The organism is Pseudomonas sp. MN1F (assembly GCF_009391885.1).
Taxonomy (GTDB): Bacteria; Pseudomonadota; Gammaproteobacteria; order Pseudomonadales; family Pseudomonadaceae; genus Aquipseudomonas.
Genome location: NZ_VZII01000063.1, coordinates 1 through 20,797 on the forward strand (window position 1 = coordinate 1; position 20,797 = coordinate 20,797).

At 64.0% G+C, this 20,797-nt stretch carries 18 protein-coding genes, 1 tRNA gene and 1 pseudogene; 9 read left to right on the forward strand and 11 right to left on the reverse strand.

Annotated features, from left to right (window positions below; all coding sequences use genetic code 11):
• Positions 1-17: 17 nt before the first annotated feature.
• Entirely contained in the window at positions 18-1,946 is a 1,929-nt protein-coding gene (locus F6X59_RS26875) for an ATP-binding cassette domain-containing protein (RefSeq protein WP_152959106.1), read from the reverse strand.
• A gap of 222 nt (positions 1,947-2,168) precedes the next feature.
• On the opposite strand from F6X59_RS26875, the gene F6X59_RS26880 reads away from it, so the two are divergent.
• Positions 2,169-4,097: a transglycosylase SLT domain-containing protein gene (locus F6X59_RS26880; RefSeq protein ID WP_152959107.1), complete on the forward strand. Its 1,929-nt coding sequence runs from the start codon at positions 2,169-2,171 to the stop codon at positions 4,095-4,097.
• 59 nt (positions 4,098-4,156) lie between these two features.
• Here the strand turns inward: F6X59_RS26880 and F6X59_RS26885 are convergent, their stop codons facing one another.
• Both F6X59_RS26885 and F6X59_RS26890 read right to left on the reverse strand, forming a co-directional pair.
• On the reverse strand, positions 4,157-4,960 hold the full coding sequence (locus F6X59_RS26885) for an MOSC domain-containing protein (RefSeq protein ID WP_152959108.1): 804 nt from the start codon (positions 4,958-4,960) through the stop codon (positions 4,157-4,159).
• Between the two features lie 56 nt (positions 4,961-5,016).
• Entirely contained in the window at positions 5,017-5,952 is a 936-nt protein-coding gene (locus F6X59_RS26890) for a chemotaxis protein CheV (protein WP_152959109.1), read from the reverse strand.
• A 350-nt stretch (positions 5,953-6,302) separates the two neighbouring features.
• On the opposite strand from F6X59_RS26890, the gene F6X59_RS26895 reads away from it, so the two are divergent.
• The 3 genes from F6X59_RS26895 to F6X59_RS26905 all read left to right on the forward strand — a co-directional run bounded on the left by F6X59_RS26895 (position 6,303) and on the right by F6X59_RS26905 (position 8,749).
• On the forward strand, positions 6,303-6,812 hold the full coding sequence (locus F6X59_RS26895; RefSeq protein WP_152959110.1) for a histidine kinase: 510 nt from the start codon (positions 6,303-6,305) through the stop codon (positions 6,810-6,812).
• 390 nt (positions 6,813-7,202) lie between these two features.
• Positions 7,203-8,093, forward strand: coding sequence for a sensor histidine kinase (locus F6X59_RS26900; protein WP_152959111.1), 891 nt, complete (start codon positions 7,203-7,205; stop codon positions 8,091-8,093).
• Positions 8,090-8,749: a response regulator transcription factor gene (locus tag F6X59_RS26905; protein ID WP_152959112.1), complete on the forward strand. Its 660-nt coding sequence runs from the start codon at positions 8,090-8,092 to the stop codon at positions 8,747-8,749. The genes F6X59_RS26900 and F6X59_RS26905 overlap by 4 nt, the downstream gene beginning before the upstream one ends.
• Here the strand turns inward: F6X59_RS26905 and yegS are convergent.
• On the reverse strand, positions 8,733-9,620 hold the full coding sequence (gene yegS / locus F6X59_RS26910; RefSeq protein WP_152959113.1) for a lipid kinase YegS: 888 nt from the start codon (positions 9,618-9,620) through the stop codon (positions 8,733-8,735). The genes F6X59_RS26905 and yegS overlap by 17 nt on opposite strands.
• A gap of 305 nt (positions 9,621-9,925) precedes the next feature.
• On the opposite strand from yegS, the gene F6X59_RS26915 reads away from it, so the two are divergent.
• Together F6X59_RS26915 and F6X59_RS26920 are read left to right on the forward strand one after the other, a co-directional pair.
• Positions 9,926-11,380: a mannose-1-phosphate guanylyltransferase/mannose-6-phosphate isomerase gene (locus F6X59_RS26915; protein WP_152959114.1), complete on the forward strand. Its 1,455-nt coding sequence runs from the start codon at positions 9,926-9,928 to the stop codon at positions 11,378-11,380.
• Between the two features lie 51 nt (positions 11,381-11,431).
• Positions 11,432-12,679, forward strand: coding sequence for a glycosyltransferase family 4 protein (locus tag F6X59_RS26920; protein ID WP_152959115.1), 1,248 nt, complete (start codon positions 11,432-11,434; stop codon positions 12,677-12,679).
• On the opposite strand, the gene glp is transcribed toward F6X59_RS26920, so the two are convergent.
• Positions 12,668-13,894, reverse strand: coding sequence for a gephyrin-like molybdotransferase Glp (gene glp / locus F6X59_RS26925; RefSeq protein ID WP_346654571.1), 1,227 nt, complete (start codon positions 13,892-13,894; stop codon positions 12,668-12,670). The two genes, F6X59_RS26920 and glp, sit on opposite strands and share 12 nt — an antisense overlap.
• The gene (gene moaB, locus F6X59_RS26930) at positions 13,878-14,417 is read right to left on the reverse strand and encodes a molybdenum cofactor biosynthesis protein B (protein ID WP_152959116.1); all 540 of its coding nucleotides are present in this window, start codon (positions 14,415-14,417) and stop codon (positions 13,878-13,880) included. Before moaB ends, glp begins: the two co-directional genes overlap by 17 nt.
• 168 nt (positions 14,418-14,585) lie before the next feature.
• Between moaB and F6X59_RS26935 the strand changes: the two genes are divergently transcribed.
• Positions 14,586-14,807: a YgdI/YgdR family lipoprotein gene (locus F6X59_RS26935; protein ID WP_027596642.1), complete on the forward strand. Its 222-nt coding sequence runs from the start codon at positions 14,586-14,588 to the stop codon at positions 14,805-14,807.
• Between the two features lie 81 nt (positions 14,808-14,888).
• Positions 14,889-14,965 (forward strand) — tRNA-Pro (locus F6X59_RS26940).
• Positions 14,966-15,035: 70 nt separating this feature from the next.
• On the opposite strand, the gene F6X59_RS29075 is transcribed toward F6X59_RS26940, so the two are convergent.
• From F6X59_RS29075 to F6X59_RS26950, 3 genes and pseudogenes are all read right to left on the reverse strand, one after another.
• Positions 15,036-15,803 carry a methyl-accepting chemotaxis protein gene (locus F6X59_RS29075; protein ID WP_371922753.1) on the reverse strand — a complete coding sequence of 256 codons (768 nt, stop codon included), beginning with the start codon at positions 15,801-15,803 and terminating at the stop codon, positions 15,036-15,038.
• A 117-nt stretch (positions 15,804-15,920) separates the two neighbouring features.
• Positions 15,921-16,652 (reverse strand): annotated as a pseudogene (locus F6X59_RS29080) (HAMP domain-containing protein); the annotation flags it as partial.
• 189 nt (positions 16,653-16,841) lie between these two features.
• On the reverse strand, positions 16,842-18,605 hold the full coding sequence (locus F6X59_RS26950; RefSeq protein WP_152959118.1) for an ABC transporter transmembrane domain-containing protein: 1,764 nt from the start codon (positions 18,603-18,605) through the stop codon (positions 16,842-16,844).
• Positions 18,606-18,809: 204 nt separating this feature from the next.
• Between F6X59_RS26950 and F6X59_RS28470 the strand changes: the two genes are divergently transcribed.
• The gene (locus F6X59_RS28470) at positions 18,810-18,983 is read left to right on the forward strand and encodes a PA1571 family protein (RefSeq protein ID WP_178120135.1); all 174 of its coding nucleotides are present in this window, start codon (positions 18,810-18,812) and stop codon (positions 18,981-18,983) included.
• A 56-nt stretch (positions 18,984-19,039) separates the two neighbouring features.
• Here F6X59_RS28470 and pdxB read toward each other — a convergent pair whose 3' ends face one another.
• Entirely contained in the window at positions 19,040-20,182 is a 1,143-nt protein-coding gene (gene pdxB, locus F6X59_RS26955) for a 4-phosphoerythronate dehydrogenase PdxB (RefSeq protein WP_152959119.1), read from the reverse strand.
• Positions 20,183-20,242: 60 nt separating this feature from the next.
• Positions 20,243-20,485 (reverse strand): sulfurtransferase TusA, encoded by a 243-nt coding sequence (tusA, locus tag F6X59_RS26960; protein ID WP_027919534.1) that lies wholly within the window; start codon positions 20,483-20,485, stop codon positions 20,243-20,245.
• Positions 20,486-20,797: the final 312 nt, after the last annotated feature.

Below are 20,797 nucleotides of genomic sequence, written 5' to 3' on the forward strand. Positions count from 1 at the left end.
GCGCCAGCACAGCAAACTCAGCCTTCCAGCTCAGCCCAACGCTCTACCAGCGCATCCAGCTCACCCTGCAGCTTCTCGATCTTGGCCAACACCGCCGAGGTTTCGGCAATCGGCCGCTGATAGAAGCCAGCAGCGTTCACTTCTTCCTGCGCTTCGGCCATGCGCTGCTCCACTTCGTCGATCTGCCCCGGCAGCATTTCCAGCTCGCGCTGCAGCTTGTAGCTGAGTTTCTTCTTCGAAGCATCCGCCACCGGCGCGGCTGGCGCAGGCGCTGCTGCTTCCACCGGCTTTTCGACCACGGCACTGTTGAGCTCGGACTTGCCACCCTTGCTCTCGGTCACGCCGAGCAGCTTCGCCGAACCACCCTGGCGGATCCAGTCCTCGTAGCCACCAACATACTCGCGCACCTTGCCTTCACCTTCGAACACCAGCGTGCTGGTGACGACGTTGTCGAGGAAGGCCCGGTCGTGGCTGACCATCAGCACGGTACCCTTGTAGTTGGACAGCACCTCTTCGAGCAGCTCGAGGGTTTCCACATCCAGGTCGTTGGTCGGTTCGTCGAGCACCAGCAGGTTGGCCGGCTTGCTGAACAGCTTGGCCAGCAGCAGGCGCGCACGCTCGCCTCCGGACAGCGCCTTGACCGGCGTGCGAGCACGCTGCGGGCTGAACAGGAAATCACCGAGATAGCTCAACACATGGCGATTCTGGCCATCGATCTCGATGAAATCACGGCCTTCGGCGAGGTTGTCGATGACGGTCTTTTCCAGGTCGAGCTGGTGGCGCATCTGGTCGAAGTAAGCCACTTCCAGCTTGGTGCCGCGCTCGACCTTGCCTGCCGTCGGCTCCAGGTCACCGAGCATCATCTTCAGCAGGGTGGTCTTGCCGGTACCGTTGGCACCCAGCAGGCCGATACGGTCCTGGCGCTGCAGGACCATGGAGAAGTCCTTGACCAGCAGCGGGCCATCGGCGTGATGGAAGCTGACGTTCTCCAGCACCATCACCTGCTTGCCGGATTTGTCCGCGGCCTCGATCTGGATGTTGGCCTTGCCCTGGCGCTCGCGGCGCTCGCCACGTTCCACACGCAAGGCCTTGAGCGCACGCACGCGGCCTTCGTTACGGGTACGGCGGGCCTTGATGCCCTGGCGGATCCACACTTCTTCCTGGGCCAGGCGCTTGTCGAACAGCGCATTGGCGGTTTCTTCGGCGGCCAGTGCGGCCTCCTTGTGCACCAGGAAGCTGGCGTAGTCGCCGTTCCAGTCGATCAGGCCGCCGCGGTCCAGTTCGAGGATGCGGGTGGCCAGGTTCTGCAGGAAGGAGCGGTCGTGGGTGATGAACAGCACGGCGCCGTTGAAGCCGCGCAGGGCTTCTTCGAGCCAGGCGATGGCGCCAATGTCCAGGTGGTTGGTCGGTTCGTCGAGCAGCAGCAGATCAGGCTCGGACACCAGCGCCTGGGCCAGCAGCACGCGGCGGCGCCAGCCACCGGAGAGCTCGGCCAGGGTCTTGTCAGCGGGCAGTTGCAGGCGGCTCAGGGTGCTTTCCACCACCTGCTGCAGGCGCCAGCCATCGCGGGCCTCCAGTTCGTGCTGGACGTGCATGAGTTTTTCCAGATCTTCATCGCCCTGGATGTTCTGGCTCAGGTGATGGAACTCGGCCAGCAACTCGCCAACGCCGTCCAGGCCTGCCGCGACCACGTCGAACACCGTGCGCTCGTCGGCAACCGGCAGCTCCTGTGGCAGTTCACCGATCTTCAGGCCAGGGGCGCGCCAGATCTCGCCATCGTCGCCCTTCTGCTCGCCCTTGACCAGGCGCAGCATGCTCGACTTGCCGGTACCGTTGCGGCCGATGATGCACACCCGCTCGCCACGGGCGATCTGCCAGGACACTTTGTCCAGCAGCGGCATCGCGCCGAATGCGAGGGACACATCGCTGAATTTGAGCAGGGTCATGTTCGTCTCCAGAAAGCGGGCGCGCATTCTACCTGACTTGGGCCTTCCCGGCATTAAGTTGACCACGCTACAGGGGCTTGGCGACGCTCGGTCAGCGTTAATGCCTGGTTACAAGCACAGCGCTATCACCCGCCGCCGGCAAACGGCTAAGCTAATGCAATCAGATTTCAACAGTGCTGGCTTCGCCGTCACTTCCCCATGGTTCAACTGCCCGGACGTATCATGCGCAGCCGCCTGTTACAGATTGCTTCCTGCCTGCTGCTCACCGCCGCCACCGCCAATGCGGCGCAGGCCATCGACCTTTCCACGCAACGTCAGTATTACGACGAGGCCAAGCGTGCGCTGGCCAAGGGCGACAAGGGCCCCTACCTGCGCTACGCCCCGGCGCTGCGCGATTACCCGCTCACACCGTACCTGGCTTACGACGAACTGACCGCCCGCCTGAAGAGTGCCAGCAACGAGGAAATCGAAGGTTTCCTGGCCAAGCACGGCGACCTGCCCCAGGCCAACTGGATGAAATTGCGCTGGCTGCGCTGGCTGGCCGAACGCGGCGAATGGAACACCTTCGTCAAGTACTACGACCCCAAGCTCAATTTCACCGAACTGGACTGCCTCAATGGCCAGTACCAGTTGAGCCACGGCCAGCGCGCCGAAGGCTTCGCCAGTGCCGAAAAACTGTGGAACGTCGGCAAGACGCAACCGGCTGCCTGCGACACCCTGTTCGGCATGTGGGCCGCAGAAGGCCAGCTGACCGAGGCCAAGCGCTGGAACCGCGCCAAGCTCGCTGCCCAGGCGCGCAACTACCCGCTGGCCAACAGCCTGGTGCAGGGCCTGACCACGCTCGGGCCACAGGGCAGGCTGCTGATCGACGTGGCACAAAAGCCCGAACTGCTCAATCAGCCGTCACGCTTCACCCCAGCCAATGAGGCCATGTCCGATGTGGTCAGCCTCGGCCTGCGCCGCCTGGCCCGGCAGGACCCCGACCAGGCCATGGCACTGCTCGACGACTACGCCCAGCGCATGCATTTCTCGCGTGACGAGAAAGTCGCCATCGCCCGCGAGATCGGCCTGACCCTGGCGCGCCGTTACGACCCGCGCGCGCTGGACCTGATGACCCGCTACGACCCCGAACTGCGCGACAACACCGTCAGTGAATGGCGCCTGCGCCTGCTGCTGCGCCTGGGCCGCTGGGAAGATGCCTACGAGCTGACCCGGCGCCTGCCACAGGACCTGGCCAGCAGCAGCCGCTGGAAATACTGGCAGGCACGCTCCCTGGAGCTGGCCCAGCCGAACAACCCGCAGGTTCCGTTGCTGTACAAGAATGTGGCACGCGAGCGTGACTTCTACGGCTTCCTCGCGGCGGACCGGGCCAAAACGCCCTACCAGTTGAACAACAAGCCACTGCTGATGAGCCCGCAACTGGTCAACAAGGTGCGCAACACCCCCGGCATCCAGCGCGCCCTGGAGTTCCACGCCCGCGGCCAGGTCGTCGAGGGGCGCCGCGAGTGGTACCACGTCAGCCGCCACTTCACCCGCGACGAGATGGTCGCCCAGGCACGCCTGGCCTACGACATGCATTGGTACTTCCCGGCCATCCGCACCATCAGCCAGGCGCAGTACTGGGACGATCTGGATATCCGCTTCCCGATGGCCTACCGCGACACCCTGGTGCGTGAAGCCAAGGTGCGCGGGCTGCACTCAAGCTGGGTGTTTGCCATCACCCGCCAGGAAAGCGCCTTCATGGAGGACGCCCGTTCCAGCGTCGGGGCCAGCGGCCTGATGCAGGTGATGCCGGCCACCGCCAAGGAAACCGCACGCAAGTTCAGCATCCCGCTGGCTTCGCCGCAGCAGATGTTCAACCCGGAAAAGAACATTCAGGTCGGTGCGGCCTACCTGAGCCAGGTGCACGGCCAGTTCAACGGCAACCGTGTGTTGGCATCCGCGGCCTACAACGCCGGCCCCGGCCGCGTGCGGCAGTGGCTCAAGGGCGCCAAGCACCTGAGCTTCGACGTGTGGGTAGAATCGATCCCGTTCGACGAAACGCGCCAGTATGTGCAGAACGTGCTGTCGTATTCGGTGATCTACGGGCAAAAGCTCAATGTGCCGCAGCCGCTGGTGGACTGGCATGAGCGGTATTTCGATGACATGTGATAATTGCTGAGCCTGTGCCGGCCTCTTCGCAGTTTTGCCCGCGAAGAGGCCGACGCAGGTTATTCAAGTACTTCGACTTCCATCCCCACCTCAAGCCAGCCTGCGCCATCCACCGCCAGGTTCTGCCCGAACAAGATGTCTCCTTCCTTCTCGCGGAAGGTCTTCAAGGTCGTCAAAGGCTCACGGTCGGCACTGCGCTCCCCGGTCGCCGGGTCAAGCGTCGTGAAGATGCACCGCACACTGGGCTTGAGCACTCTGAACTCCAGTTCGCCAATGCGAATCCGCTTCCAGCCATCCTCGGCAAACGGCTCAGCCCCTTGCACCACCAGGTTCGGCCGAAAGCGCAGCATTTCCATGGGCCGGCCAATCCTGCCGCTCAACTCATCCAGAGAGCCCTGACCAATCAGCAACAACGGAAAGCCATCGGGGAAAGCCGCACGGTCACTGTTCAGGCCGTAACCATTGGGCAGGTAGCGTGCCCGCTGCTCCGGGCAATGCACCAGGCGCACCGCCTTGCCGAGCCATTGCGACAACCAGTCGGCAACCTCGTCGCCCGCGTCCGGTACGCGCAAGGTGTCGCGCCAGATGGTCACGCCGCGCAGCGCATCGTCTGCGGCGGGCACCGCCACTCGCAGTGGCGCCTGCCCAGGCAGCTCAAGCAGCAACTCGCCAGCCTCGCCCGCGCTGGCCTTCAGCTGGCCCAGTTGTGGCCAGGCTCGCTGGGTGAGGAAGCGTCCGTTCTCTTCCTCGACCACCATCCAGCGTCGGTCGCCCTGCAACCCCAGAAGCCCCACCGGCGAACCCTGCAGGCATTGCGCCCGCCCCGACTTCACCGGGTATCGATACAACTCACTGAGAAACATCCCTGCCCGCCTCATGCCTTGTCAAAAGCCAAGCTTATACCGGGCCGGCAGCAGGATCACGCGTTGTGGGTATCCAGCAGCAGGCGCTGCTTGACCACATCGACCAGACGATCAGGCTGGAACTTGGAGAGGAAATTGTCGCAACCGACCTTCTTCACCATTGATTCGTTGAAGCTGCCCGACAAGGAGGTATGCAACACCACGTAAAGCTTGCGCAGACGCGCATCGCTGCGAATCTCGGTGGTCAGCCGATAGCCGTCCATCTCGGGCATTTCCGCATCGGTGAAGACCATCAACAATTTTTCGCAGACATCCTCACCCGCATCGGCCCAGCCCTTGAGCAGGCGCAGGGCTTTCAGGCCATCACTGGCCACGTGCAGTTTCACCCCGAGTTGCGACAGGGTATCGCGCAGTTGCGCCAGGGCCACGCTGGAGTCATCCACCAGCAGCACTTCACGGCCACGCGCGCGCGCCAGTACCGGGTCGGCCAGCTTGTCGCCGGAGACCCGGGCGTTATAAGGCACGATCTCGGCCAGCACCTTCTCCACATCGATCACTTCAACCAGCTTGTCGTCCACCTTGGTGATGGCGGTCAGGTAATGCTGGCGTCCGGCACTGGAAGGCGGCGGCATGATCGCCTCCCAGTTCATGTTGACGATGCGATCGACGCCCCCCACCAGGAACGCTTGCACCGAACGGTTGTACTCGGTGACGATGATGGTGCTGTCCGGCCCTGGCTGCAGGGGGCGCATGCCGATCGCCTGGGACAGGTCGATCACCGGCAGGGTCTGCCCACGCAGGTTGACCACACCACAGACGAATGCGTGGCGCTGCGGCATCAGGGTCAGCTTGGGCAGCTGCAGCACTTCCTGCACCTTGAAGACGTTGATCGCGAACAACTGGCGACCGGCCAGGCGGAACATCAGGATTTCCAGACGGTTCTCACCCACCAGCTGCGTGCGTTGGTCTACCGTGTCGAGAATACCAGCCATTGGAAAACCCCCTGGGTTGTGTCGAAAAATATGAAATGATCCGTTCTATATCGGCGCGTTCCTGCGCATCTTGACCCCCACAAAAAAATGCCCCGCGGGGCAATTGATATCACATTAGCATCATGCTTTACTGCGACATGCCTCGCTTGGATCCATTCCAGGGCAACCTGTCGCACCCTAGGCGCCATCAGGGAAACCCCTAGGAGCAATCAGGTGCAACCTGATGTTCGCGATATCCTTTAGCCATTAATGTGACGCCATTCTCACTGCATGAATGGAGTCAGGCTTTTGCTAGCGATCGACATGGTGTGCCCATCACCTGCTCCAGCCCAACGCGCCGGAGTGTCTTGATGGACAGCAGCGTCTCTAACTTCGACACCCTGCAGGACTTCCTGCTGGATGCCCAGGTCTTGCTGACCCAGTCCCAGGAATGCCTGCAGCATCTTGAACTGATCAGCAACGATCCGGACGCCTGCCAATGCCTGAACAACACCCTCCAGTCCCTGGCCAGACGCGCCAGCGCCCTGGGCCTGTTCGAAGTCGCCCACTATGCGAGCCTCTTGCACCAGCTGCTGGCCCCGGCCTGCAAGCAGCAGCGCCTGGACAACGCAGCCCTGCCCAGGCTGAATGCCTGCCTGACCTTGCTGGCCTGGCAACTGGAACTGGTCGACGTGCACACCGGCCGGCTCGCCCTCGATACCTGCGAGCAGGTGACCCTACTGAGCGAACTGGCAACGGCCCTGCATCAGCCGTTGCCGCAAACGTGTGCGTCTTGCGACGATAACCGCAACAACTGCATGCATCCGCATTCCACGGTGCCGGCCAGCTTTTCATGCAGCAGGCCCGCACAGCGCCACTAGACGGCTTGGCAACACCAACTAAGCACAGGGTTCAAAACGCAAATCAGGCCTAACTTGTGGCGTTCTTCACTCGTTCAGCCCCTTGCACTCGAGCGGCCTTTCGCAAGTTGAACGCGGGGCGGTCATCACCCAGTTCGAAAGTGGCACTTTGATGCCCGGCAACCCTGCCGAGCCCCCTCCCGAGCCCGGAAATGCTGAGGTTTCAAAGCATTGTCCAGCGCGACCAAAGTGAGCCGAAGTGTTAAGATACGCGCAAACAAATGCCGGCCGCCGCCTCCCCGCATACCACATCGAACCGCGCTCGCCATTTGTTGCAAGCACAAACGCCAAAGGCTCTGCCAAGAGCTGTGCACGACCCCATCAGCAAGACTTCAGTGGCTTCTCAATTTTATGTTCCCACGCTTGAAGATATCTCTGCGCTGCCGTTCACGCGCCACTTTGCTGCGCTGGACGACGGCATTGCTGTGCGTGGTGTCGCTGCTTGCCAACCTGGTCCTGTTTGTCGGCGGGCACGGCATGCCTGCCACGCTGTTGCTGCTGCAACTGGTGGCCACGCTTGGCGTCTGCTGGCACCTGAGCCACGGCGCCAAGTCGATCAGCCTGCGCCCGGCGGAGTTGGCCGGCCGCATGCTCAAGGTCCAGGAAAACGAGCGCCAGCACCTGAGCCGCGAACTGCACGACGACATCGGCCAGTTGCTCACCGCCGCCAAGATGCAGCTGGAATGGTTGCAACGCCGTGTACCGAACGACTTGCAGGCGCACTGTGGCAGCTTGCGCAGTACCCTGGAAGACACCCTGAGCAAGGTGCGCGATGTTTCCGCCATCCTCAACCCACGGCAACTGGCCAGCCTTGGCCTTGAGGCCAGCCTGCGGGCGCACCTGGTGCGCACCCTGGAAAGCACCGACGTGCACTGGAGCCTGGAGTGCCATCAGCGCCTGGGCGGTATTTGCGAGGAAGTCGCCATGGCGGCGTTTCGCATCACCCAGGAGGCGGTCACCAACATGCTGCGCCACGCCCAGGCTCGCAACCTGACCATCCGCCTGCAACGCAACGCGACGGGGCTTGCCCTGTCGATCCAGGACGACGGCCAGGGCTTTGTCCCGGCCGCCAATCCGGCCGAGGCCGGCCAGCGCGGCATGGCCGGCATGCAGGAACGCGCCACCGCCCTCAACGGCAGCCTGACGGTCACCAGCCAGCTCGGCCTGGGCACGACGATCGACGTGCTGTTCCCGTGGCAACCCCGTACCCATGAACGCGCCAGGACTACCGCTTCATCATGACCTGTAGATTGCTGCTGGTGGATGACCACTCGCTGATCCGTGCCGGGGTCCGTGCCCTGGTGTCCGATATCCCCGGCTATACCGTGGTCGGCGAAGCCGATGACGGCGGCCAGTTGCTCGAGCAGGTTCGGCAACTGGCACCCGACATCGTCCTGCTGGACATTTCCATGCGTTCGACCAGCGGCCTCGATGCCCTCACCCAGCTGCGCGCCACGGGCAACACCTGCAAGGTGCTGATCCTGTCCATGCATACCGACCCGGACCTGATCATGCGGGCGCTGGAAAGCGGCGCCCACGGCTACCTGCTCAAGGATGCCACGGCCACCGAGCTGGAGCAGGCCCTGATTGCCCTGCGCAATGGCGAGCGCTACCTCAGCCCGGCCATCGCCCATACCGTGATCAACCAGGCACTGATGCGCGCACAGCACGGCAAGCAGGCTGGCGTCGACCGCCACAACCTCACTGCACGGCAGCTGGAGATCCTGCGCCTGATCGTGCGCGGCAAGTCCACCCGCGAAATCGCCGCCGGCCTTGGCCTGTCGATCAAGACCGTGGAAACCCACCGCTCGCAGATCATGAAGCGCCTGCAGATCTATGACGTGGCCGGCCTGGTCCTGTTCGCTGTGCGCGAAAAGATCATCAGCCTGGACGACTGATCAGCGGTGAATTCAGCGGCAAGTGCAGGCGCAGCGCCGCCGGCACTGCCGCAAAGCGCAGGCTGTCGGCCTGCAGAGGTTCGCCATCGAGGTTGATGTCCAGCCCCTGGGAACAGGTGATCTCGACCCACGGCAAACGCGCCCGCACGAACAATCCCTCACCTGCCAGCAAGTCACGCAGTGCGCCGACCATTTCCTGCGGCGCCGGCAGGATGGCAATATCGAGCAGGCCATCATCGACTTGCGCGTCCGGGCACAACACTTGCCCACCGCCGGCCTGGCGACCGTTGCCGATGCCCAGCGCCAGCAGGTCGCCCTGCCAATCGAACCCCGGCCCTGATAGCTCGACCGAGGCCGCCTGCAGCTCGCTGAAGCGCGTCAAACCGGTGAACAGGTAGGCCGCGGCGCCGAGCATTCTTTTCAGGTCTTCAGAGGTGCTGGCGGTAACCTGGCTGCCGAAACCGCCTGTGGCCATGTTCAGGAACAACTGATCGCCCACTTGGCCCAGGTCAATCGGGCGTGGCGGCAGCTCCAGCAATGCCAGGGCCTCGGCAGGTTCCAGTGAAATGCCAGCGGCCCTGGCGAAGTCATTGGCCGTTCCCAGCGGCAGCAGTGCCAGGCTGGCTTCGCTGCGTGCCTGGCCCATGGCTTCGGCGACGTCGCGCAAGGTGCCGTCACCGCCGCCAGCGATCACGTGGTTGTACCCGGCCGCCAGCGCTTCGCCGACCAGCCGCTGGGCATCGCCGCCTTCCCAGGTTACCCGCACATCCAGCGTCCAGCCACGTTCGCGCAGGGCGCTCACGGCTTGGCGCACCGCTTCGTTCATGGCCTGCTTGCCATGCAGGATCAAGATTGCCTTGCGCTTGGGCATCACGCGTCTCCACGGGTTGGTTCAGTCCAGATCTCGACCACAAACATTGCCGGAATGCTGCACGCTGCTGGCAAAACAGCTCTGCATTGCGCATTGAGCGGCAGCAGGGCCGAGAAAAAACAGCCGGATTCACATAAATATCATTGAAAGCTTTTCTCATCGGGCGCATGATCGACAAATATTTGGCCTTCATGGAAGAAGCTGCAGTGAAAAGTCGGTTTTTTGACTTTTCCGCCAAAACCGTGACAGGTCGCGAAGTTCCCCTTCACTGCGCTGTAACCAGCGCCTACAGTCGAGGCTGTGAAATGAGCGTTCTGATCCCCTGCATCATCGCCGGCGGTGCCGGCACCCGCCTGTGGCCGGTTTCTCGCGAAGCCATGCCCAAACCCTTCATGCGCTTGCCCGATGGCCAGAGCCTGCTGCAAAAAACCTTCGCCCGCGCTGCGGCGCTACCGGGCGTCGAGCGGGTACTGACGGTCACCAACCGCGAAGTGTTCTTCCGCACCCAGGACGAGTACCGCCAGGTCAGTCCCGGCAACCTCGCCCTCGACTTCCTGCTGGAAACCAACGGCCGCAACACCGCGCCCGCCATCGCCGCAGCCGCGCTGCACTGTGCCAGGCATTACGGCCACGACAGCGTGCTGCTGATATTGCCCGCCGACCACCTGATCCAGGACGCCGAGGCCTTCGCAAACGCCGTCGAACACGCCCGGCAACTGGCCAACGAGGGCTGGCTGGCCACCTTCGGCCTGCTGCCCAGCCGCGCCGAAACCGGCTTCGGTTACATCGAGCAAGGCGAGGCGATCGGCAAGCACGCGCACCAGGTCGCCAGCTTCGTGGAAAAGCCCGACGCCCTCACCGCCCGCGACTACCTCGAAGGCGGCCGCCACCTGTGGAATGCCGGCATGTTCTGCCTGCGCGCAGGCACCGTGCTCGCCGAACTGCAGGCGCACGCCCCGGAACTGCTGGCCTGCGTGACCTGCTGCCTGGAGCAGAGCGCGACCAAGGAGGGTGACAAGGTGCTGCAGGTGGAACTGGACCCGCACAGCTTCGCCCTGGCCGAGGACATCTCCATCGACTACGCCTTGATGGAGCGCTCCGACAAGGTTGCCGTGGTGCCCTGCGAACTGGGCTGGAGCGACATTGGCAGCTGGGAAGCCGTGCGCGAACTGCGCCACACCGACGACGACGGCAACCACTGCAACGGTGAAGCTGTGCTGCACGATGTGACCAACTGCTACATCGACTCGCCAAAGCGCCTGGTCGGCGCCGTCGGCCTCGACAACCTGATCGTCATCGACACCCCCGACGCCCTGCTGATCGCCGACGCCGCGCGCAGCCAGGAGGTCAAGGTGATTGCCCAACAGCTCAAGCACCAGGGCCATGAAGCCTACCGCCTGCACCGCACCGTCACCCGCCCCTGGGGCATGTACACCGTACTTGAGGAAGGCCCGCGCTTCAAGATCAAGCGCATCATGGTGCGCCCTGGCGAATCGCTGTCGCTGCAGATGCACCATCACCGCAGCGAGCACTGGATCATCGTCAGCGGCATGGCCTGCGTGACCAACGGCGAAGAAGAGTTTCTGCTCGATACCAACGAGTCGACCTTCATCAAGCCCGGCCGCACCCACCGCCTGACCAACCCCGGCGTCATCGACCTGGTGATGATCGAAGTCCAAAGCGGCGAGTATCTGGGCGAAGACGACATCGTGCGCTTTACTGATATTTACGGACGCGTCCCGGCGGCAGCCATCGGCTGAAGGCTGGAGGACGCGTTTTTTGTCCGCAGCCTTCAGCGAGGTTTCCGGTTCATGCGCATTCTCTGGACTCTGCCTTACCTGCCCTGGCCCACCACCAGTGGCAGCAAGACCCGGCAATACCACCTGCTGCGCGCGCTCGCGCAGCAGGGCCACCGGATCACCTTGCTGGTACAGTCGAAAGTGCCCTTGTGCGATGCCGCCCGCGAAGCCCTCGAACCCTTGCTCGAACGCCTGATCGTGCTGCCCCGGCGTCCGCTGCACAGCCCGCTCAACCTGCTCGCCTCGCCCATCATCGACTACCCGATGCGGGCCATCATCAATGGCCTGTCGCCCGTCTTGCGGCGCCAGTTCGAACAATTGCTGGACGAACCCTGGGACGTCATCCAGATCGAGCACAGCTACAGCTTCCAGCCTTTCGAGAAAGCACTGCAAGCCCGCGAGCTGCCCTACATGCTCAGCGAACACAACCTGGAGTCAGTGACCGGTGCCGCCTGCCATGACCGCCTGCCGCTGTGGCTGCGCCCGCTCAACGCCTTCGACCGTTGGCGTTACCGGCGCTGGGAGCAGCGCGTGCTGCGCCAGCCCACTGAAGTGGTGGCCGTGAGCCCGCATGATGCCGAATTGATCAGCCAGGTCAGTGGCCGCCCGGTCAACGTGGTGGTCAACGGCGTCGATTGCGATTACTACCAGAACGTCCACCCGGCCCTGCACAGCCAGCGCCTGCTGTTCGTCGGCAACTTCGAGTACGCAGCCAATGTCGAGGCCATCGAATGGGCCCTGGAAGAAATCCTGCCGCAGGTGTGGATGAGCAATCCGGCGGTACGCCTGGCCATCGCCGGGCATGCCATGCCGGTCAGCTGGAAACTGCGCTGGAACGACCCGCGCATCGAATGGGTCGGCTACCGCCCCGACCTGCGCGAACTGCAACGCCGTTGCGCGCTGTTCTTCGCACCCTTGCGCTATGCCGGTGGCTCCAAGGTGAAGATCCTCGAAGCCATGGCCGCCGGGCTGCCGGTGATCAGCACCGGCAAAGGCGTCTCGGGCCTGGCCGCCAACAACGGCGAGCATTACCTGGGCAGTGATGACGGTGACCAACTGGCGCTGCTGGTCACCCAATTGCTCAACCAGCCGTGGCGAATGTGCCAACTGAGCGAGGCCGGCCGCCAGTTCGCCCGAAACCGCCACGACTGGAGCGTGGCTGCCCAGCAACTGGAGACGGTGCACATGCGCCTTACCCAGTCGGCACCGGCCGACGCCACCCAAGGCGGTGGCAGTTGGCTCGGTCGCTCAGCCGAGTAGTTCGCTCAGCGGGATGAACGGCACGCTGTCGCCCGGTTTCGGCGTAGTGCCTTCACGCACCTCCACCAGCCCCTCGGCCCAGGCCGCACTGCGCAGCACGCCAGAGCTCTGGTTCTTGTAGATGCGCACCTGGCCATTGTCGATGCGCGCGCGCAGGTACTCGCGGCGGCTGCCCGCCTTGGTCCATTCGAACCCGGCCGGTACATCGAAGCGCAGCGGCGTGACATCGGCCACGCCCTGGCGGCGCAGCAGGTAGGGCCGCGTCAACAGGCCGAACGTGACCAGGGTCGACGCCGGGTTGCCGGGCAGGCCGATCACCGGCACACCGCGGTAATGACCGAAGGTCAGCGGCTTGCCAGGCTTGATCGCGAGCTTCCACAACGCCAGTTCGCCCGCTTCGCGCAGTGCGGCACCCAGGTAGTCGGCCTCACCCACGGAAACCCCGCCGGTGGAGAGAATCAAGTCGACATCGCCCAGGCCACCCAGGCACTCACGGGTACGTTCCAGGTCATCGGGCAGAATGCCCATGTCGCGCACTTCGCAGCCCAGCCGCTGCAGCCAGCTGACCAGCAGGCGCCGGTTGCTGTTGTAGATCTGCCCCGGGCCCAGTGGCAGGCCTGGCTCGACCAGCTCATCGCCGGTGGACAGCACCGCCACCCGCACCCGCCGCACCACCTGCAACTGCGCATGACCCAGCGTCGCCGCCAGGCCCAGCTCTATCGGCCCGAGCCGCGTGCCGGCGCTCATCACCTGCTCGCCCTTGCGGGTTTCCTGGCCTTGTGGGCGCACGTTCTGGTCAAGCGTCAGCGCTTCGCAAAAGCGCACCCGGCCATCATCCAGCACCTCGGTGTTTTCCTGCATCTCGACGCAGTCGGCACCCGCCGGCATCGGTGCACCGGTGAAGATCCGTGCGCAAGTACCGGGCTGCAGAGGTTCGGGCGCGTGCCCGGCGAAAATCCGCTGGCTGACCGGCAACGGCTCGCCCTGCAGGTCGGCCAGGCGCAAGGCGTAACCGTCCATGGCGCTGTTCGGCCACGGCGGCAGGTCGAGCGTGGCCACCAGCTCGGTGGCCAGCACACGGCCTTCGGCTTCGGCCAGCGAGACGCGTTCGGTTTCCACGATAGGCGCAGCCTCGGCCAGCGCCAGCAGGCGCTCCAGGGCTTCTTCCACCGGCATCAGTGGCCGCGCAGCGGGTGCCTCAGCCACGGCTATCACAGGCCGCTGCCTGTTTCAGGTGGGCGACGAAATTGCACGGCCGATGGCGGGCATCCAGCTGTTCGGCGAGGATGCCGTCCCAACCGGTGCGCACGGCATTGGTCGAGCCCGGCAGGCAGCACACCAGGGTGCCATTGGCAAGGCCGGCCAGGGCGCGCGACTGCACGGTGGAGGTGCCGATATCGGCCACGGAAATCTGCCGGAACAGTTCGCCGAAGCCCTCAACCTGCTTGTCCAGCAGACAGGCGACAGCCTCTGGCGTGCTATCACGGCCGGTAAAACCGGTACCACCGGTAATCAGCACCACCTGCACGCTGTCGTCGGCAATCCAGTTGGCGACCTGGGCGCGGATCTTGTACAGGTCGTCCTTGAGCAGCACGCGTGCGGCCAGCGTGTGGCCAGCGGCGGTGAGGCGGTCGACGAAGGTCTGCCCGGAGGTGTCGGTTTCGAAAGTGCGGGTGTCGCTGACCGTGAGCACGGCAATGTTCAGCGCCACGAAGGGGGTATCTGCCTTGGCTTTCATGGGTGTCCGTCGCTGGGAAAGGGGATGGGCGCAGTTATATCACAGGCGGCCGTGCAGGCAGGCACAGGTCAATAACCCAGGCTTGCCGTTATGCTTGAATGTAAAAGGAACTTGCGCGAACGCCCTGCGTCATAAAGTCATCTTGCACCATCGCACTGGAGAAACACGATGATTCAACGGACCCTTCCCGCCTTCCTGCTCGCCTTGGGCCTTGGCGCCCTCGCTGGCTGCGCATCGCCGACCGTGATCACGCTGAACGACGGCCGCGAAATTCAGGCAGTGGATACCCCCTCCTTTGACGAGGACTCCGGTTTCTACGAATTCGAACAGCTCGACGGCAAGCGCACGCGCCTGAACAAAGACCAGATCCGCACCGTCAAGGAACTCTGAACCAGGTGCTGTTTTTGGCATAAGCCCTTTAAACTACAAGGGCTTGCACCCGAAAATGCTATGCAGTAGGATTTTGTTCATCGGAGTGTAGCGCAGCCAGGTAGCGCGTCTCGTTCGGGACGAGAAGGCCGCAGGTTCGAATCCTGTCTCTCCGACCAGAAATCCACATCAGAAAGCCCGCCTTGTGCGGGCTTTTTGTTGCGGCTGGCAAACGTGACCGGCAAACCCTCAGGCGGTCAGCCGCGAGGTGACCTCGCCCAGTTGCCCCGACAAGCCATGCAGGCGCTGCCCCGCCTGCTCGGTATGCTGCACGGCCTCCTGGTTGGCCGTGGCAATCCGGGTGATTTCGATCAGGTTGCGCGAAATGTCCTCAGCCACGCTGGTCTGCTCTTCGGCCGCTGTGGCGATCTGCCGGTTCATGTCGCGGATCGCCTCCACCGCCAGGGTGATGCGCTGCAGCATCTGCCCGGCCTGCTGTACCTGCTCGGCGCCCTCCTCGCTGCGTTGCTGGCCACTTTCGATGGCTTTGACCGCCTCCACCGCGCCCGACTGTACGGCTTCGATGATCTGGTGAATCTCGGCGATCGACGCCGCGGTACGCTGGGCCAGGCTACGCACCTCGTCGGCGACCACGGCAAAGCCACGCCCGGCCTCCCCGGCACGGGCCGCCTCGATGGCGGCATTGAGCGCCAGCAGGTTGGTCTGCTCGGCGATGCCGCGGATCACTTCCAGCACCTTGCCGATGCGTGAGCTGTCATTTTCCAGGTCGCGGATCACCGCGGCAGTGCCGGCGATCTCGCGGTTGACCACACCAATGATGTCGATGGTCTGCTGCATCACCTGTTCGCCCGCCTGGGCGCTGTGGTCGGCATCGTCGGCGGCGCGTGCGGCCTCGGCGGCATGGCGGGCCACTTCCTGGGCAGTGGCGGACATCTCATGCATGGCCGTGGCCACCTGATCGGTGCGCTGGAACTGGTCGTGGGTGCCACGGGCCATGTCACCGGCAATGTTGCGCAACTGGCCACTGGCGCCTTCCAGCTCCTGGGCGTTGTCCTTGAGGCGGCCAACGGTTTCGGCCAGGAAGTCGCGCAGGGTATTGGCAGCACGCGCCAGGCGGCCCAGTTCGTCTTCGCGGCGGCTGTCGACGCGGGCGGCGAAGTGGCCCTGACTGAGTTGCGCCACGTATTCGATCAGCTGGCGGATCGGCTCGATCAGGCTGCGGTTGAGCAGCCACAGGCTGAGCAGCCCGACCAGCAATGCCGACCCCAGCATCACCAGCACGCCCAGCCACACGGTGCGCTCGGCACTGGCATTGATCTGGGCGGCGCGGCCACGGGCGTCGCCGCGCAACTGCTCGACCAGCGCGCTCATCTGCTCGCTGGCCGCCCGGTCCACGCCCTTCACCGCCTGGTCACCGGCTACCGGGTCGCCACCGGCCGCCAGAAATGCCTGACGCCCTTGTTCGTAGGCCTGGCCGAGCTGGCGGTGGCTATCACGCAGTTGCTGCAACGGTGCCTTGAGCGTGGCGTCGCTGCTGTCGATCAGTTGCCCCAGCAGTTGTTGCACCTGCTGCTCACGGGCCTGGAACTGCTGCCAATACTTGTCCAGCTCGGCGGGTTGGCGGCCGCGCAGCAGCACGTTCTTCCATTCCTGCACCTGGATCTTGAACTGCAGGTTGGCTTCATCGATCAATTGCGAAGCCCGCAGCGGCCCGTCAACCAGTTCGCCATAGCCACGCACGCTGGAAGAGAGGAACTGGAAGCACACCAGGGCGATCAGCAGCATCGCGGCCAGGCTGCCGCCAAGCAGGGTGAGAATTTGCACTCGGAGTGATTTACGCAACATCGCGGATCTCGGGAACAAGGAATAAGGAAACGGCGCGCCGTTGCAGCGCCGCGACAGACATCCTTGTCCTCGTTCGCAGGCCAAAAAAAAGCTGCCATCAATCGATAGCAGCCAGGTCGAGCACTTACGCAACAGTTGAAATCAATACTCTCAGGCAATTGCTTCAGAAATGTTACAAGTGCGCGACGCCTAGCCCGTACTGAACTGCAGCTCGGCCAGGCGCGCGTACAACGGGCTTTCCTCGATCAGCTGCCGGTGGGTGCCGACCGCGACCACCCGCCCCTTGTCGATCACCGCAATGCGGTCGGCGTGCTGCACCGTGGCCAGGCGGTGGGCGATGACCAGTGTGGTACGCCCGGCCATCAGGCTCGGCAGGGCCTGCTGGATCAGGTGCTCGCTTTGCGCATCGAGGGCGCTGGTGGCTTCGTCGAGCAGCAGGATCGGCGCATCCACCAGCAGCGCCCGGGCGATTGCCAGGCGCTGCTTCTGGCCGCCGGAAAGGCCAACGCCGCCCTCGCCCAGCGGCGTCTGGTAACCCTGTGGCAGTTGCCGGATGAATTCGTCGGCATGGGCACCACGGGCTGCCGCCTCGACGTCGGCCAGGGGCGCCTCGGGCCGACCGTAACGGATGTTGGCTTCGACCGTACCGCGGAACAGTGACGGGTTCTGCGCCACCAGGGCGAACTGGCGGCGCAGGTCGTCCGGGGCCAGCGCCGTGATCGGCTGGCCGTCGAGCAGGATGCGCCCCTGTTGCGGATCGTAAAAGCGCAGGAGCAGGTCGAACAGGGTCGACTTGCCCGCTCCCGACGGCCCTACCAGCGCGACGGTCTGGCCTGGCTCGATGGTCAGTGTAAGGTGGTCGATGGCGGCCACCGATGGCCGCGAGGGGTAAGCGAAGGTCAGTTGCTGCAATTCGATGCGTCCAGTGGCACGCTGCTGAGCCAGCGTCACCGGGGCCTCTGGGGCCAGGATCGTGCTGTTCGCCGCCAGCAGCTCGGCGATGCGCTCGGCGGCCCCTGCGGCGCGCTGCAACTCGCCGATCACTTCACTGAGGGTACCAAAGGCACTGCCGACGATCAGGCTGTAGAACACGAACGCTGCCAGCTCGCCTGCGGAAATGCGCCCGGCGATCACATCCATGCCCCCGACCCACAGCATGACGCCCACTGCGCCCAGCACCAGCACGATCACCAGGGTAATCAGCCAGGCACGCTGGGCGATACGTTGCCGGGCCACGGCAAACGCGGCCTCCACCGTAGCGGCGAACAGTTCGCGGTCGCGTGCCTGGTGGTTGTAGGCCTGCACGGTCTTGATCTGCCCCAGGGTCTCGGCCACGTAGCTGCCGACATCGGCCACCCGGTCCTGGCTCTGCCGCGACAGGCTGCGCACCCGCCGGCCAAACAGCAGGATCGGCGCCAGCACCAGCGGCAATGCCAGCACCACGATGCTGGTGAGCTTGGGGTTGGTGATGAACAGCAGCACCACGCCACCGATCACCATCAGCGCATTGCGCAGGAACATCGACAGCGACGAGCCGATCACCGATTGCAGCAAGGTCGTGTCGGCGGTCAGCCGTGACTGGATTTCGGAGCTGCGGTTGTCCTCGAAAAAGCCCGGGTGCAGGCCCACCAGGTGGTCGAAGACTGCGCGGCGGATGTCGGCAACGCAGCGTTCGCCGATCCACGACACCAGGTAGAAGCGGCTGAACGTGCCTGCCGCCAGGGCCAGTACCAGCGCCAGAAACAGGCCGATGGTCTGGTTCAACTGGTGCGCTGAGCGGGTCATGAAACCCTGATCGACCAGCAGGCGGATACCCTGGCCCATGGACAGGGTGATGCCGGCGGTGACCACCAGCGCCAGCAGGGCCAGCAATGCCTGGCGACGGTACGGACGCATGAACTGCCAGGCCAGGCGCAGGGCGCGGCGTTGGCGGAAGGAAGCCGAATCGGGCATGACGTGAACCAGGAAAGCAGGAAGATTGAAGACTACCATTCATCCGCGCAGGCAGTGCCTATAGCCCATCGTTCTAACAGGCCTCTGGAGCTTTGCCGCGCTTTCTGTTCGACTGTGCAGGCCTTGGTGCACACGATAACTTTTGTAACAGGCCAGTCATGGCGCAGGTTTAACCTGAGCCTGAACCTGATGAGGAGATATTCAATGAGCTTGCAACATGGCAGCGACACCGTGAAACCGCAGAACAAACCACAACCCAAGGCCTGTGGTTCGATCATCGACGCCCAGGGCCGCGAGATCGAGATCACCGAGCAGATGATCCAGCAGGCCTGCAAGGCCCTGGAAGACAGCCGCGTGAAGAAAGTACGCCACGGCTGAAGCACGAATCCTTTGAAACCCGGCTTTATGCCGGGTTTTTTATTTCTGGCCGGTGATCAGGCCAGCACGCCGCCCAAGGCATTGACCATCTGCGCCAACTGCGGCGCCTCACCCCGCACGCGCACTGCCAAGCCTTCGATCTCCCGGCGCGGTGGATACTGCTTGCGCAACTGGTCGAACGCCGCTCGTTGCTCGGCCACATTGTCACTCAGGCTGCGCCGGAAATCGGCATCATCACGGCGTGGGTCATACACCGCCCGGCACAACGTCGCCAAGGCCCAGGCAGGCTCTGCAGTGCCGTCGAGCTCGATTTGCGCCAGTGGCGGCGGTGGCAGCAGGTCGGCCAACTGCACCTTTTCAGCCTCGCCCAGGTAGCGGCACAAGGCCTGATAGATCTGCGCCGTGCCGCGCTGGCGGCCATCCAGGCTATAGCCGGCAATGTGCGGCGTGGCCAGGGTGCACAGGTCTGCCAGTTGCAGGTCGACCTGCGGCTCGCCTTCCCAGACATCGAGTACCGCGTGTACGTCTTCGCGATCCAGCAGCAGCTCGCGCAGCGCCGCGTTGTCCACCACCGGCCCGCGGCTGGCGTTGATCAGCCAGGCACCGGGGCGCAGTTGCGCCAGCTGCGCTTCACCGAGCAGGTGCCAGGTTGGATGCTCACCGCCGCGCTGCAGCGGGGTGTGCAGGCTGATCACGTCGCACTGTTCAAGGATTGTCGCGAGGCTGACGAAGTCACCGCCCTCGGCGGCCTGGCGCAGCGGGTCGCAGACCAGCACCTTCCAGCCCAGGCCGTGCAGTACTCGTACCAGGCGGCTACCGACTTCACCGGCGCCGACCACGCCGTAGGTGCGTTGCGCCAGTGCCGCGCCGTCCAGGTCGGCCAGGGTCAGCAGGCTGCCCAGCACGTAGTCGACCACGCCACGGGCATTGCAGCCCGGTGCGCTGCTCCAGTGGATGCGGGCTTCGGCGAAGTAGTCGAGGTCCAGGTGGTCGGTGCCGATGGTGCAGGTGCCGACAAAGCGCACCTTGCTGCCTTCGAGCAGTTGCCGGTCGACCTTGGTCACCGAGCGCACCAGCAGCACATCGGCGTCCTTGACGCTGGCGGCGTCGAGGCTGCGGCCGGGATAACGGCGGATCTCGCCGAAGCCTTCAAAGAAGGCATCGAGCAGCGGGATATTCTCGTCGGCAACTATCAGCATGGCGCTCTCCTGTCTGGGGAGCGCAGTGTAGGCGCTACGCGAGGTGTGTTCCAGCGCGGTTCAGTCGGCTTTCTTGCGGATCCAGTACAGGTAGGTGCCGGCCTCTTCCTGTTGCTGCAGCAATTCGTGGCCGAGGAAATTGCAGAACTTGGGGATGTCGCGGCGGGTCGACGGGTCGGTGGCGATGACCTTGAGCAGGCCTCCGGCGGCCAGGTTGCGTACGTGCTGGTGCAACATCATCACCGGTTCCGGGCAGTTCAGGCCGGTGGCGTCGAGGATGGCATCGGGGGTGAAATCAGTCATGGGGGGCTCCGCAAATGATCGCTATTGTGGCGCATCGCGCCACAAGGACCAATAGCCATTCATGAGGGCCACCTCTGAGTGCTCCTGCTCTGCCTTTGCTTTCGCTCTGCCTTTGCTTTCGTTCTGCTTTTGCTCTGCTTTTGCTCTGCTTTTGCTCTGCTTTTGCTCTGCTTTTGCTCTGCTTTTGCTCTGCTTTTGCTTCTAAGCGCGCGGTAGTTCAGCAAACGCCGAATGCGACTTCAGGAGGCCGAGCGGAGGTCTTGCGGAGGGAGGTGACGGGCATGGATGCCCGTCAAGCGCTGCGGCCCAGGA

Excerpts from the sequence above, each read along its gene's own strand:
- F6X59_RS26875 (WP_152959106.1), bottom strand. The coding sequence starts at position 1,946 with ATGACCCTGCTCAAATTCAGCGATGTGTCCCTCGCATTCGGCGCGATG.
- F6X59_RS26880 (WP_152959107.1), top strand. The coding sequence starts at position 2,169 with ATGCGCAGCCGCCTGTTACAGATTGCTTCCTGCCTGCTGCTCACCGCC.
- F6X59_RS26885 (WP_152959108.1), bottom strand. The coding sequence starts at position 4,960 with ATGTTTCTCAGTGAGTTGTATCGATACCCGGTGAAGTCGGGGCGGGCG.
- F6X59_RS26890 (WP_152959109.1), bottom strand. The coding sequence starts at position 5,952 with ATGGCTGGTATTCTCGACACGGTAGACCAACGCACGCAGCTGGTGGGT.
- F6X59_RS26895 (WP_152959110.1), top strand. The coding sequence starts at position 6,303 with ATGGACAGCAGCGTCTCTAACTTCGACACCCTGCAGGACTTCCTGCTG.
- F6X59_RS26900 (WP_152959111.1), top strand. The coding sequence starts at position 7,203 with ATGTTCCCACGCTTGAAGATATCTCTGCGCTGCCGTTCACGCGCCACT.
- F6X59_RS26905 (WP_152959112.1), top strand. The coding sequence starts at position 8,090 with ATGACCTGTAGATTGCTGCTGGTGGATGACCACTCGCTGATCCGTGCC.
- yegS (WP_152959113.1), bottom strand. The coding sequence starts at position 9,620 with ATGCCCAAGCGCAAGGCAATCTTGATCCTGCATGGCAAGCAGGCCATG.
- F6X59_RS26915 (WP_152959114.1), top strand. The coding sequence starts at position 9,926 with ATGAGCGTTCTGATCCCCTGCATCATCGCCGGCGGTGCCGGCACCCGC.
- F6X59_RS26920 (WP_152959115.1), top strand. The coding sequence starts at position 11,432 with ATGCGCATTCTCTGGACTCTGCCTTACCTGCCCTGGCCCACCACCAGT.
- moaB (WP_152959116.1), bottom strand. The coding sequence starts at position 14,417 with ATGAAAGCCAAGGCAGATACCCCCTTCGTGGCGCTGAACATTGCCGTG.
- F6X59_RS26935 (WP_027596642.1), top strand. The coding sequence starts at position 14,586 with ATGATTCAACGGACCCTTCCCGCCTTCCTGCTCGCCTTGGGCCTTGGC.
- F6X59_RS29075 (WP_371922753.1), bottom strand. The coding sequence starts at position 15,803 with ATGGCCCGTGGCACCCACGACCAGTTCCAGCGCACCGATCAGGTGGCC.
- F6X59_RS26950 (WP_152959118.1), bottom strand. The coding sequence starts at position 18,605 with ATGCCCGATTCGGCTTCCTTCCGCCAACGCCGCGCCCTGCGCCTGGCC.
- F6X59_RS28470 (WP_178120135.1), top strand. The coding sequence starts at position 18,810 with ATGAGCTTGCAACATGGCAGCGACACCGTGAAACCGCAGAACAAACCA.
- pdxB (WP_152959119.1), bottom strand. The coding sequence starts at position 20,182 with ATGCTGATAGTTGCCGACGAGAATATCCCGCTGCTCGATGCCTTCTTT.
- tusA (WP_027919534.1), bottom strand. The coding sequence starts at position 20,485 with ATGACTGATTTCACCCCCGATGCCATCCTCGACGCCACCGGCCTGAAC.